Origin of the sequence: Marivirga sp. (assembly GCF_024636815.1) — a bacterium.
Lineage (GTDB): Bacteria > Bacteroidota > Bacteroidia > Cytophagales > Cyclobacteriaceae > Marivirga.
The window spans coordinates 1-13,521 of sequence record NZ_JAGXGF010000161.1 but is presented as its reverse complement, the minus strand read 5'-3'; the positions used below and the strand labels follow the sequence as shown (position 1 = coordinate 13,521).

At 35.1% G+C, this 13,521-nt stretch carries 8 protein-coding genes; 4 read left to right on the top strand and 4 right to left on the bottom strand.

The annotated features are described in order from the left end of the window. The first annotated feature begins 6 nt into the window (after positions 1-6). A complete protein-coding gene (gene fbaA / locus Q0L29_RS11635) occupies positions 7-1,068 on the top strand; it encodes a class II fructose-bisphosphate aldolase (RefSeq protein WP_296621833.1) in 1,062 nt (353 codons plus the stop codon). A 691-nt stretch (positions 1,069-1,759) separates the two neighbouring features. On the opposite strand, the gene Q0L29_RS11630 is transcribed toward fbaA, so the two are convergent. The 4 genes from Q0L29_RS11630 to Q0L29_RS11615 all read right to left on the bottom strand — a co-directional run bounded on the left by Q0L29_RS11630 (position 1,760) and on the right by Q0L29_RS11615 (position 7,853). Then, complete coding sequence (locus Q0L29_RS11630) at positions 1,760-4,192, bottom strand: TonB-dependent receptor (protein WP_296621832.1); 2,433 nt, start codon at positions 4,190-4,192, stop codon at positions 1,760-1,762. After that, a complete protein-coding gene (locus tag Q0L29_RS11625; RefSeq protein WP_296621830.1) occupies positions 4,189-5,526 on the bottom strand; it encodes an HTTM domain-containing protein in 1,338 nt (445 codons plus the stop codon). Before Q0L29_RS11625 ends, Q0L29_RS11630 begins: the two co-directional genes overlap by 4 nt. Then, positions 5,513-6,628, bottom strand: a complete 1,116-nt coding sequence (locus Q0L29_RS11620) for an imelysin family protein (RefSeq protein WP_296621828.1) — start codon at positions 6,626-6,628, stop codon at positions 5,513-5,515. Before Q0L29_RS11620 ends, Q0L29_RS11625 begins: the two co-directional genes overlap by 14 nt. Positions 6,629-6,755: 127 nt before the next feature. Further along, complete coding sequence (locus tag Q0L29_RS11615; RefSeq protein WP_296621826.1) at positions 6,756-7,853, bottom strand: DUF4856 domain-containing protein; 1,098 nt, start codon at positions 7,851-7,853, stop codon at positions 6,756-6,758. A 704-nt stretch (positions 7,854-8,557) separates the two neighbouring features. Here Q0L29_RS11615 and fumC point away from each other — a divergent pair. The 3 genes from fumC (at position 8,558) to Q0L29_RS11600 (ending at position 13,285) form a co-directional block, all read left to right on the top strand. Next, on the top strand, positions 8,558-9,958 hold the full coding sequence (fumC, locus tag Q0L29_RS11610) for a class II fumarate hydratase (protein ID WP_296621825.1): 1,401 nt from the start codon (positions 8,558-8,560) through the stop codon (positions 9,956-9,958). A gap of 75 nt (positions 9,959-10,033) precedes the next feature. Next, positions 10,034-10,678, top strand: coding sequence for an SPOR domain-containing protein (locus Q0L29_RS11605; protein ID WP_296621823.1), 645 nt, complete (start codon positions 10,034-10,036; stop codon positions 10,676-10,678). Positions 10,679-10,819: 141 nt separating this feature from the next. Beyond that, the gene (locus Q0L29_RS11600; RefSeq protein ID WP_296621822.1) at positions 10,820-13,285 is read left to right on the top strand and encodes a bifunctional UDP-N-acetylmuramoyl-tripeptide:D-alanyl-D-alanine ligase/alanine racemase; all 2,466 of its coding nucleotides are present in this window, start codon (positions 10,820-10,822) and stop codon (positions 13,283-13,285) included. Positions 13,286-13,521 lie beyond the last annotated feature (236 nt).

Below are 13,521 nucleotides of genomic sequence, written 5' to 3'. Positions count from 1 at the left end.
AAAAACATGGCTAAACCAGGAGTATTATCCGGAGATGAAATGATGAATTTGCTTCATCATGCTAAAGACAATAAATATGCAATGCCTGCTGTGAATGTGATTGGAAACAATTCGATCAATGCAGTATTGGAAACCGCCAGAGATGTAAATTCTCCAGTTTTCATTCAGTTTTCCAATGGGGGAGCATCATTTAATGCCGGTAAAGGTTTGTCAAATGACGGTCAGAAATCAGCAATCGCAGGAGCTGTTGCAGGTGCACACCACGTGCACTTAATGTCAAAAGAGTATGGCGTTCCTGTAATTTTGCATACTGACCATTGCGCAAAGAAATTATTGCCTTGGATTGATGGATTATTGGAGGCAGGTAAAGAATTTTACAAAACTCACGGTAAACCATTATTCAGTTCTCACATGATTGATCTGTCTGAGGAGCCTTTGGAAGAGAACATTGAGATCTGTAAGAAATATTTGAAGCCCATGGCAGAGATGGGCATGCACCTTGAAATCGAATTAGGTATCACAGGTGGTGAAGAAGACGGAGTAGATAATACTGGAATTGACAGCAGTAGATTATATACGCAGCCAGAAGAAGTAGCTTATGCTTATGAGCAATTAAAAGAGATCAGCAATAATTTCACTATTGCGGCCTCATTTGGTAATGTTCATGGTGTTTATAAGCCAGGAAATGTTGAATTACGTCCTGATATCTTGAAAAATTCTCAAGATCATATTCAAAAGAAACATAATACAGGTGATAAGCCAGTACTATTTGTATTCCACGGAGGATCAGGTTCTGAGCCAGAGAAAATCGAGGAAGCAATTGGTTATGGTGCTGTAAAAATGAATATCGATACCGATATGCAATGGTCGTTCTGGAATGGAGTAAGAAATTACTATAACGATAACGAAGACAGATTGCAAATGCAAATCGGAACTGCTGATGATCCGGATGTTCCCAATAAAAAATTCTATGATCCTCGTGCTTGGTTAAGAAAAGGTGAAGAAAGCATGATTGTTCGATTGAAACAAGCTTTCAAAGAATTGAATTGCATGAACAAATTAGCTTAACTGATAGATTCTAGAGTATAGAATCTAGAATCAAGTCGTAGTGAAATGAAGATCCCGAGACGAAGAAATCGGGAAAAAAAGAAAAGCACAGGCCTACAGCTTGTGCTTTTCTTTTTTGCGGAAGCTAAATTTTCACCATTAATCAATAGGCTTGTCTTGGTTTTTTAAAAAACCGAAGACCTCAATGTTATCATTTTTAATACGGTAAACTACAGTACAACCTTTAAATATTAAATCTCTAATATTTTCATCTTCAAAATATATAGATTGCCTGTGTTTATAAACCTGAGTTCGATTCTAATTTAGGATTCAGAACGCCTGTAAATAGTGAGGTTCAACTAAAAATTCTGAAGCAATAGCGGGCTATTGTAAGGAATTTTTAGGAAGAAAATCGCTGTTTAGAGGTGGGATAGGAAAAGCTTTTCCATATAATCCAATATACTGCGTTACTTCCCTCGATATAGCCCGCTATATCTTCTCAAAGACGCCTTGTCTATTGAATTATATGAAAATCTGAATTTACAAATTAGAGTCGAACTCAGGTTAATAGCATTGAGGGGTGTCGATTGAAAAAGAATTTACTAGGTAAGTCTAATTATCAAGTTTTCAGCTTTGAATCTAACTTAATTAGTATAAAAGTCATAAGTATCCGTCACCAGCGAGAAATGCTTACAACAAGGAAAGTTTCACTTTAAAACTTTAAATCAAGAGTCACATAAAAATTTCTTCCTGCTGAAGGAATAATGCCTGGGCCAGGATAACCTGTTGCTCTTCTGGTAAAATAATAATTGTTGGTTAAGTTATTGATACCCGCTTCCAGTTGAGCAAATTTATATTTGTATTTGGCACTTAAATCCAAGACATGGAAAGCAGGAATAATACCATCTACTCCAGTGGCTGTTCTTTTCGCATTAGTGGCCTCTGTAAATTGCTCGCTTAAATAGGTGAATTGTAAAGTGGAAGAGAAGCTTTTCCAATTATAGTTAATACCTGTTTTGATATTCACATCTGGAACCAATTCCACTTTATTTCCAGCAATTGAACTTTCCATATTGTCTTCTCCATAACGGCCTCTGATGAAAGCTGCATTTAGGAAAGTGGAAAATTCATGAATAGGTTGAGGATTAAAGAATTTGCTCCAATTCATTTCTGTATAAGATTCTACTCCGGCTATGGCCGCATTTCCGACATTTGTTCTATATCGATAAATTCTTGGAAAGCCGTCAATTGCATCATCATATCTTAGTAAAGCACCTAATCTATCATTATAGGCTAAATAGAATAAGCTCCAATCAAAATTTAGGAAGTCGCTGTAGTTTCCTCTGAACCCCAAATCGGCATTATAACCACTTTCATCCTGTAAGTTTGGATCGACTAATATGTTGGTATTATTAACTCTTAAATCATTAAAATTAATACCTCTATAGTTCATAGAGATATTTCCATATACTTCTAAATCTGCTGGAGTTTTATAGCTAACACCTAATCCTGCAAGCATAAAGGAACGATCTAAATTCTTAGATTCATTGATGGTGGTATCAAAAATGACATTTCCAGCTAAATCCTCCACCATGTTTCGGTAATATCCTGTGCTGTTTGTACTAATATATTCCCATCTCAAACCTGGAGTTATACTCAATTTACTGTTAATATTAATGATGTTTTCTGCGAATAGAGCCACATTTTCTGAAGGGTATCGAAATGATAAGTCTTCTAAATTATCGGGATTATTATACTGGAAATCTGCATCATATCCGGCAGGCCCCAGGCCTTGACGCTGTTGAGTATTTCCTTTAAAATATCTTGCTCCAACTGCTAAGGCTTGAATTTGACCCATAAAATCGTAACGGTGTAATAAGCGCAATTCAGAGCCAAAATTCTCGTAATCATCCCACAATAAATTTCTTTCTTCTTCCGGGAAATCAACTTGGGTAACTCTTTCCAGATTTCCCAAGGCCTTTCTAGAGCCTATTAATCCAAAAGTTTTCCAGTTTAGCTTAGTTTTATCATTGATTCTATAATCTAAAATTAACGCAGGGATATTCCATTCGATCCCGAACCAGTTACGCTCTCTTACAGATTGCCTTGGGTCTTCTTCAAACATTCTATCTGTTAAACCACCTGCTTGTTGAGCAAGATAATCCATGTGAGTAAATTCAAAACAGAGATAAAGCTTATCTCCAATATCAAAATTCACATCTGCAAATAGAGTATTGGATTCAAAGGATTCATTATCTCTAAACCCATCCCCTTGCTTTCTTTGATAAAAAACAAAATAGTCCATCTTTTCAGTATTGCCTGAAAGACTATTGTAAGAACTTAATAGACCAAAGGAACCTATTGTGTTTCTGGTATGGAACTGAATAGGGGTTTCTTCAGGCGCTTTTTTGAACAGGAAATTTATCATTCCTCCAAACTGAGAACCGTATTGAAGAGATGCTGCACCTCTTACTACTTCAATTTTAGAAAGCGCCTCTACTGGTGGAGTATAATAACTTTCAGGGTAGCCTAATGGATCAGCTGAAATATCATATCCGTTTTGTCTGGTATTGAAATTGGAGGTTCTGTTGGGATTAAGTCCTCTTCCGCCAATTCCTAATTGAAGGCCACCACCATCACTTTCCCAAATATTAAGGCCTGGAACCTTAGCAAAAACTTGTCTAGCATTATTTGTTGCGAGGTTTCCGTTTATCTGGTCAATGGAAATGACTTCATTTTTCTTGGCTTCATAAATTAGAGTGCCTTCCACTGGATTAAGTCTTGTGATGTTAAACACCTCTGATTTTTTGCCAATAGCTTTTACTTCTTCTAATGTTTCAAATAATGGTGCCAATGAAAAGTCTATAGTTTCCCATTTTCTTTTGATTTGAATTTTTTTTATCTCACTCTGCCTTCCTAAGTAAAAGGCAGCGATTTTATATTCTCCTGCAGGAAGAGTTAATTGATAATTACCATCCGAATCAGTAGTAGTTTTATATTTACTATCTAATACGAAAATTTCAGCTAACTCAATGCCTTTGGTGCTTTCGGAATCAGTCACAGTTCCTTTTATACCCTGAGCATATAGGGTATTAGAAAAAATACTAATCAATAGAATGATAATATGGATATACTGTTTCTTCATTGATTATAGGGTAAAACCCAGTTTTTATGTTGATAACCTCTTTCTATTGTAGCCAAATTCACCTCAGGATTGATGAAAGGGCGGCTTCCTTTCCCATTTACTGCTGCATAACTTTCTACAAATACTTCAACCTCAGCATCAAAATCAGTTTGATATTTATCTCTTAGAAAGTGAGCAAATTGCAAAATCATATCAGGCTGCGTATTCATCATTTTTTCCTGAACCGGGGTTAAGTATTGATTCGGAAAGACTTCATATGATTTATTTTGCTCAGGAACAGTAACGGTAAATTGTGAATATCCCATTTTTTCCATTAGCATTACTCTCCAGGAAAACCTGTAGCCTTGTTCCGTCCAAAATAATTTACCGGGATATAATGTATAACGAAATGGTAAAAGTATTTGCAAACCAAAATAGAGGATTATAAAATATTTTAAAACAGCAGGATTAGAATATGCTATAGATTTTTGTAGGTCTTGTGTTCTTTGTGGGAAAAGCTTATTCCATAATTTTTTATGAAAATCTTCTGAGAAAAAGATTAAAGTGCTGACCACCATGATGTATGGGAACATTCCTATTTGGAAAAGTGCAGCAGTCATAAAATGAAAAGCAATGACGGTTAAATAAGCAAAAACTCTCGTTCTTTTCCACAACAAGAAAAATGGAATTGTTAAATCATAAAATGCTCCGAACCAACTGAAAAAGTAAGCGGTCCATTTATAATCTAAAAGAGCGCCAATAATTGGAGTATCCGCTCTTGATGGGAGCCAAATTTTTAAAGGAAGAGCTTCCAAAAGCCAATCAGATTGTAATTTGGCTAAGCCTGCAAAAAAGTACACCAGGCTTAATTGCAAAATGATAATATGAATGCTCCATGCCGGTACATAGAAGTCTTGCTTTTTCATTCGCCAGGCATCTACGGAATACGCTTTATTTGCCGGTACTAGAATTAATAAAAAAGCAATGATACTTACAAAGTAGTAATGATTGAGGTAGTTGGTTTTGTCTATTAGTTCTACGTAGGTAAAGCTTAAGAAGAATAGGCTAGCACTATATTTATAAAATGCTCCTAAAGCAATTCCAATGGCAGCAATTCCCATTAAGGCAAACAGGATATACATTCCAGGATTGCCCCAGGATTGTATCCATTCAAAGCCATAGTAAGAAAAATAAAATTCAGGTTCGATGTATTGCTTAGCTATCCATCCATTGGCCCCAAAGCGGATGATGGAGGCAAGCATCATAACACCAAAAGCTACTCGGAAAGTAGCTAGTGGCGCAATGTGTTTTGCTTGATTCAATCGATATGTGGGTAACCAATTAGTCACCGTCATTATCTTGGAAAGTAATGGAAACAGATAAAGCAGAAGTCATATCTACTTTAATTAATGGAATAACTGCTTGCAAAGCATTGTAAACATCTACCAATTGGCTTCCTTCCGTAGTAGCTACCTCGCTGTATGGTACTTCAATTTTTTCCATTTCTTCGAGAGCAGCGTTTGACTGACTAATAATTGCCATGGCTAAAGCATCATCATTTCTATCTTTAGCATCAAAGGCCTTTAAATAATCATCTAAACCAAGTCCATCTTCAGATGAATTAAAATGTTCACCTTTAAAAACAGCGATTGAAGATTGTACAGCTTTCTCAGCTAAATCACCTGACCAACCAGAAAAATATGCTTCTACACTTTCAGGTGATAGGACCCCTCCGGTTCTAGGGTTTCCACCGGATGGAAATCCTATTTTAGCATTTTTGATTCTAATGTCGAATTGAAAATTATATTCGTTAACTAATAGGCTTGTGCCGCTTCCAACGTCAGTTCCAACATTTCCAATAAAAGTCGATCTGTAATCAGCCCATCCCTCTGACATTATATTAGAAGTAGTTTGAATGTCTTCTACTAAATCAGAAAGATATTTCAATCGACTTTCTCCAAAATCTGGGTCTCCAAAATAAGCTAAAATTTCCTCATCTGTATTTGCAGTACCAAAAAGCATATAATCCAAGGCAGGGAAACCTTTAGCTGCTACATTGGAAGCAGAGCCTAAAACATAATTTTGAGAATTTATATTTTCTTCAATCACATCTGTTTTAGTAGGAAAAATATTGACTCTGTCTCTTAAGTTAACACTAGAAACAGGCCCTACATGAACAAAAGCCAAATGTTGGTAACTTAACCAAGTTTCTTTAAGCTCAGCTCTCAGAACATTTAGGCTTTCTAATGAAAGGTTAATATTAAAAGAGTTTGTGGCAACACTAAGCCCTTCAGCTTTAGAAGCGAAATCCTCAATAGAAGGCTGAATAACATTATCTGCCATATTGATTAGGAATGCTTCTCTATCAAAATCTACTTTTTCACTGCCTGTTTTATTATCGCAGGCAGTGAAAGTAGATATAAGTAGTATGAAGAAAGAAAAATTTAAATATTTCATGTGTTTATTATTTACTTTTTAATGGCCACAACTTGTCCCGTATTTATCGGGATGGAATTTGCTACAAATATTCAGCAGGCGGATGTTATAATTTCGTCTGCTGAATATTTATGCTCATTTCATATTTTTATAATTGGTCCTGAATATCTTCAAATCCGTAAGCTGAGACAAGGATTGTTTTTGCAGCATTGATATTATCGGGAGTGATTTCATAGAAATTCTCACCTAATTGCTGTAAAATTGTTTCAACTTCCGCATTGGTTAATTTTTTGTTTGTGTTATATTTTAAAGCATGAATAAATGCCCAAGCTTCTGATAAAGTATGATTTCTAATTGCATCATCAGCGAAGTTTGCATTAGCTTCATTCAAATAATGAACAGCGGTTGCTGCTGAAACTTTTTCCCATTCGTTTCTGATGATTTCAATCTGCTCATCTCTTGTATCTAAATCTTTATTTGAAATAGCAGCTCTTCCATTAATGAATGCAGTCATTAAAGCATCATTTGTTCCTAATAATGCATCTCTTCCATTTGTATATTTACCCCAAAATCTAGCTCCGTCAGTGTTGGAAGGAAAATCAGTTGGTACACCTAAATAACCAAAAGCCTCGTCCCAGTGATGCTCCATAGCAGTACCTTTACCCATTTCAATTGTTTCATTATCCACGTCCATTTTACCGGAACCTAAATAGATTGAAGTTCCTTGAAAATAGAAGCAAGATCCCATTAAACCTTTTTCAATTAATTGGATATGCTCAAATCCGTTAGCATCGAAAAAATATTGTTTTGCGCCATCATTTGAAGTTACAACACCTGCTGTGCCATTACTACCAGCACCACCGTTTGCATTGATAGTAGCCTGAGCAAAATTGTTGATGAAAGATTTAAACATGCTGATGTCTCCTTCAACTGTTTTGTTTTCTAATTCTTTTGAATCAGCTTCGTTTAAAGAAGCGTCTTGAAAAGCATTGTTTTCGTTAGCATACATATTTAACATCGCTTGAGCATCTAATACGGCTCCACTATTTGCTGTTTTCATATATACTGTCAATTCATCCAACATATCCAAACGCTGTGTTTGGCCAGAATAGCTCACGTTTTCAAAATCGTAAGTTGTCGGAATTTCATAATTCTTGTCATTTTCTCCTCCCGGGTTATCATCGTCACATGCGGTAAAGGCAAAAACTGTTAATAGTGCTAATCCTAATAATTTGATATTTTTCATTTGTGCAAAATTAATATTTGTATTTAGATTGATTCTAATGATGACACAAAATTAATTTTATTTAGATTGGTTACAAATAAAAACTCAACTTTATTTAGATTAGATTTAAATAAAATCAAAAAAAGAGGTTTAAATACTCCTATAGCAATATTTGAAGTGCAGGATTAAGTAGTGGTCATAAGGCAAATAGAGGTGAAAACATCTATTTGCTTTAAAATTGTTGTAGAAAATTATCAGGTATTGATAAGAAAATTAATTCTAAGAGATGGATTATTAGATATATCTGGTATTAATTAAAGTACTTATTCTTTTTCTTTCTAGAATCTGAGCAAATAAAAAATAAGGAGTGGATTAGGTCTAAGGAAATACTGCATAGGCAGCAGATACATTTGATATTTTATTAAATGATGAAATTACTTTATTGTTCCCTTCTTTAATTTGATGACAATAGCTTACGGATAAAACGCATACAAAAATCATTAGTATACTAATCATAAGTCTTCTGTATAAGTTATTCATTTAAACTTTTCTATTATTTGAATACAAAAATATTATGAATTTTTATGAAAAACTAAAAAATTATAAACTAATTAATATTATATTTAATTATATCAATTTTTTAATGTGTCTATTTTAGCATTTTATCATAGCAATTGATGCGATTAGTTGTAATTTTACGCTATTAATCGAAAAAATATTTAGTAATGGAATATAGGATTGAAAAAGACACAATGGGCGATGTAAAAGTGCCCGCTGATAAGTATTGGGGAGCCCAAACTGAAAGAAGTAGAAATAATTTTAAAATTGGGGCTGAAGCCAGCATGCCTATAGAAATAGTTCAAGGCTTCGCTTATCTTAAAAAAGCTGCAGCTCACACAAATCATGAATTAGGCGTTTTGAGCCAAGAGAAAAGAGATTTAATCTCTAAAGTTTGTGATGAGATTTTAGAAAACCAGCACAATGATCAATTTCCATTGGTCATTTGGCAAACAGGCTCCGGTACACAGTCAAACATGAATTTAAACGAGGTAGTATCGAATAGGGCACAAATTTTAGCAGGCAAAACTTATGATGATGAAAAAGTAGTACATCCTAATGATGATGTAAATAAATCTCAGTCATCAAATGATACTTTCCCAACAGGCATGCACATTGCTTGTTATAAAATGGTTATCGAGACAACAATTCCTGGAATTGAAAAATTAAGGGATACATTAAATGAGAAAAGTAAGGCATTTGAAAAAGTTGTGAAAATTGGCAGAACGCATTTAATGGATGCTACTCCATTAACTATAGGTCAGGAATTTTCAGGCTATGTGTCTCAATTAAATCACGGCATTAAAGCGTTAAAAAACACACTAGACCACCTTTCAGAAATTGCATTGGGGGGAACAGCAGTAGGAACAGGAATCAACACCCCAGACGGATATTCTGAATTAGTCGCTAAGAAAATAGCAGAATTTTCAGGATTGCCCTTCAGAACTGCAGAAAATAAATTTGAAGCTTTAGCGGCTCATGATGCCATTGTAGAATCGCATGGAGCATTAAAGCAAATAGCGGTTTCTTTAAATAAAATTGGAAACGACATAAGATTATTGGCTTCTGGTCCACGATCGGGGATTGGAGAAATCATTATTCCAGCTAATGAACCAGGCTCTTCTATTATGCCGGGAAAAGTAAACCCAACCCAAGCAGAGGCCTTAACTATGGTTTGTGCTCAGGTTATGGGTAATGATGTAGCTATTACCGTAGGCGGGACGCAAGGTCATTATGAATTAAATGTTTTTAAACCTGTAATGGCTGCCAACTTCCTGCAATCTGCTCGATTAATTGGTGATGCTTGTGTTTCTTTCAACGATAATTGTGCCATTGGAATTGAGCCTAATTATGAGAGAATTAAAGAACATTTGGATAATTCCTTAATGCTAGTTACCGCTTTAAATACAAAGATAGGATACGAAAAAGCCGCTAAAATTGCTAAGACTGCCCATGAAAATGGCACTAGACTTAAAGAAGAAGCGGTTAACCTAGGATTTTTGACCGCTGAAGAGTTTGATGAATGGGTAAAACCCGAAGACATGATTGGGAGTTTAAAGAAACAATAAATAGTATTATTTGTCTTTATAGTAGTTATTTACTTACTTTAGTTATATGAATCTGAATAAACCGAATTATAAAATATGAAAAGCAAGATAAGTTTAATCGCCATCCTTATGATTTTTTGCATGGCTTTTTCAGTTTCTGCTCAGTTGAGTAGAGCAGAAAAAAAAGAAATGAAAAAAATGGCTAAGGAGCTCAAGAGAAATCCTGAGCAGATGAAGGCATTGATTGAAGAAAACGAAAGCCTTAAAAGTTCAGTGGCAAGTTTAAATTCTCAAGTAGAGAACCTGCAAGGTCAGTTGAGTAATAAAAATGCTGAAATCGCTGCTGCGAAAGCCGAGGCGCAAGAGGCTAAAGCAATGGCAGAAGCTCAAAAACAGAGAGCCAATGAAATGGCTAGCAAAGCAAAAGGCTCAAATGATCAAGAACCACAAGCATTGGACGAGAGCGGTATTTGGTTCAAAGTACAAGTAGGTGCTTTTGAAAATATAGATATGTCTGAGTATTTCAAAAACAACCCTAACTTCAGTGGAGAAGAAAATGGTCTTCAAAGAATTACTTTAGGCCGATTTAGAGACTATTGGGAAGCTGATAAATTTAAAAAGGCTTTAAGAAATATGGGCGTTAAGGAGGCTTGGATTGTCCCTTACAAAGAAGGTGTGAGAGTTCCGTTGAAAGAAGTTTTAGAAAACCTTTCTGCTAAGCCAGAGAACGCTGGAGAATAAATTATTAAAGCTTGTTTAAAAGTTTGAATGACCATTTCTTATTTATAATGGTCATAGATATTGTCTACTTATCAAGTAACAATAAACTTTTAAGCAAGCTTTTTTGTAATATAAAAGTTGATACCTCATCCCTACTTATCCTTGAAAATTGAATTCTCATCGCTAACCAATATTCTGAATGGAGAAGTCTACCAACTCCGGAATGATTATCATATTGAGAATATTTTCATTGACAGTAGAAATACTATAGCCAATTCCAAAAATTTATTTATTGCTATTAAAGGTGAGCGGCATAACGGTCATAATTTTATAGAAGAACTCTATTTTAAAGGAATCAGAAACTTTTTAATTGACCAGGATATTAGCATAAAGAATTACCCTGAGGCTAATTTTTTTAAAGTAACTGACAGTATAGTTGCCCTCCAGGCTTTGGCAGGCTATAAAAGAAAAATATTTAAAGGAAATTTAATTGGTATTACTGGTAGTAATGGCAAAACCATAGTGAAGGAATGGTTGGGAAAACTGATAGAACAGGTTTATTCAGTTTACAGAAGCCCAAGAAGTTATAATTCTCAAGTAGGAGTTCCCCTTTCTCTTTGGCATTTGAATCACTATCAAGATTATGCCATCATAGAGGCAGGGATTTCCCAAATGGGGGAAATGGGAAAACTTGAAGCGATCATTAAACCAAAAATTGGAATTTATACAAATTTAGGTACAGCACATGATGAGGGGTTCCCAAGTTTAGAAGAAAAAGCCAACCAAAAAGCAAAATTATTTAAGAATTCCTCCACCATTATTTTCTGTAAAGACTTCCCTGAAATTTCAAATGCTTTACACAACCTTCCGGAAATAGAAGAAAAAGAATTTATTGGCTGGTCTTTTGAGGATAATACTTCCAACTATTTTGTAGAAACAGAGGAAAGAGAAATTGGAACAGCTATAAGAATACCTTACGATGAGCAATTCCATATTTTTCATGTACCCTTCAAGGATTATGCATCTTTGGAAAATATTACGCACTGTCTTTTGCTCTTACTGCATGAAGGCTTGCCTATCAAGATTATTCAAAATACTCTTAATGACATCAGGCCTCTCAATATGAGGCTAGAAACTAAAAAGGGTAAGAATAACACCTATTTAGTAGATGATTCATACAATAATGATTTAGTTGGGCTTGATACTGCTCTTCAATTTTTCTCACAACAGAAACAGTTTCCAAAAAGGGTACTCATTTTATCTGATCTTTTAGAAACCGGCTTAAGTTCAGAGGTTTTATATCAACAGCTTGCGGAAAGAATAGCGTTGGAAAACCTAAACTTAGTAGTAGGTGTAGGTAAGGAGATAAAAATGCTGGAAAAATTCTATGATGGAGAAGTTCTTGTTTTCTCGGACACGAGTTCATTTTTAAAATATGAAAAAGAAAATGCATTCAGAGAGGCATTAATTCTGATTAAAGGAGCAAGGAAATTTAATTTTGAATCCATAGTTCAACGCCTGGAACAGAAAATCCATGGTACTGTATTGGAGATAGATTTAAATAAAATCACTCATAATCTTAATTTTTATCGTTCACGACTGAAGCCAAATGTAAAAACTATGGTAATGGTTAAGGCTTTTGCTTATGGAAGCAGCAGCCATGAAATTGCCAATTGGCTGGAGTTTCAGAATGTGGATTATTTAGCGGTTGCTTATGCAGATGAAGGAGTTGTTTTACGTCAGCACGGAATCCAATTACCTATTATGGTCATGAATCCTGACCCGCGATCATTTGAACTTTTACATCAATACAATCTTGAACCGGAACTCTACAGCCAAAGTATATTTAAGGATTACGCTAGCTATACCCGAAATTATAATAATCGGCTCAAAATCCATTTGAAACTGGATACTGGAATGCATAGGCTTGGCTTCGAAAACCATGAATTAGATCACTTAAAAGCTTTGTTGAAGGAAACCCCCCAGCTTAAGGTTGCTTCTATTTTTAGTCATTTAGCAGGCTCGGACGAAGCTATCCATAATGGATTTTCAGCTCAACAAGCCCTTTCATTTAAGAAATCTGCGGATGAAATAATAGATTTTTTAGGATATAAACCATTGCTACATTTATTAAACAGCCCTGGGATTAGTCGTTTTCCTGACTATCAATTTGGTATGGTCAGGCTTGGCATAGGCTTGTATGGAGTAGACCCTACTGGTCTGCACTCTGGACAACTACAATCAGTTTCTCTACTAAAAACGGTTGTTTCTCAAGTAAAACATATCACAAAAGGGTCCACCATTGGTTATGCAAGAAAGGGCCGCGCGATAGAGGATATGAAGACAGCAACCATTTCTATAGGCTATGCTGATGGATTTAATCGCAAATTCAGTCAGGGAGTTGGACAGGTTATGATAAATGGAAAACTGGCACCTGTGATAGGTAATGTATGCATGGATATGACAATGGTGGATGTCACCAATATTGATTGTATGGCAGGGGATGAAGTAATTGTTTTTGGAGAGAAGCCCAATATATCCGAAATGGCAAAAGCTATTGACACCATACCTTATGAAATCCTTACTAATATTAGTGAACGGGTAAAAAGAGTGTTTTATACTGAATAAAAATTGCCCTCCTTTTAATTAAATCCACTTTTACTTAAAAATACCTATTTATGGGTATTGTCATTAGAAAAAATATCATCCAACTTTATTAAAAATTTAGGGGATGAAGTTTTTCTTAGTTATATCAATTATTGCCTTCTGGTGGGTTCCTATGAACTCACCGGGCAATATTGGTATTTCGAGTTTTCCTCTTTCTATCGATTTATTTCAACCTACAACTGAACCATCCAATTTTT

What these genes read in the sequence shown, in the direction of transcription:
- fbaA (WP_296621833.1), top strand. Translation starts at nt 7, where the DNA reads ATGGCTAAACCAGGAGTATTATCCGGAGATGAAATGATGAATTTGCTT.
- Q0L29_RS11630 (WP_296621832.1), bottom strand. Translation starts at nt 4,192, where the DNA reads ATGAAGAAACAGTATATCCATATTATCATTCTATTGATTAGTATTTTT.
- Q0L29_RS11625 (WP_296621830.1), bottom strand. Translation starts at nt 5,526, where the DNA reads ATGACGGTGACTAATTGGTTACCCACATATCGATTGAATCAAGCAAAA.
- Q0L29_RS11620 (WP_296621828.1), bottom strand. Translation starts at nt 6,628, where the DNA reads ATGAAATATTTAAATTTTTCTTTCTTCATACTACTTATATCTACTTTC.
- Q0L29_RS11615 (WP_296621826.1), bottom strand. Translation starts at nt 7,853, where the DNA reads ATGAAAAATATCAAATTATTAGGATTAGCACTATTAACAGTTTTTGCC.
- fumC (WP_296621825.1), top strand. Translation starts at nt 8,558, where the DNA reads ATGGAATATAGGATTGAAAAAGACACAATGGGCGATGTAAAAGTGCCC.
- Q0L29_RS11605 (WP_296621823.1), top strand. Translation starts at nt 10,034, where the DNA reads ATGAAAAGCAAGATAAGTTTAATCGCCATCCTTATGATTTTTTGCATG.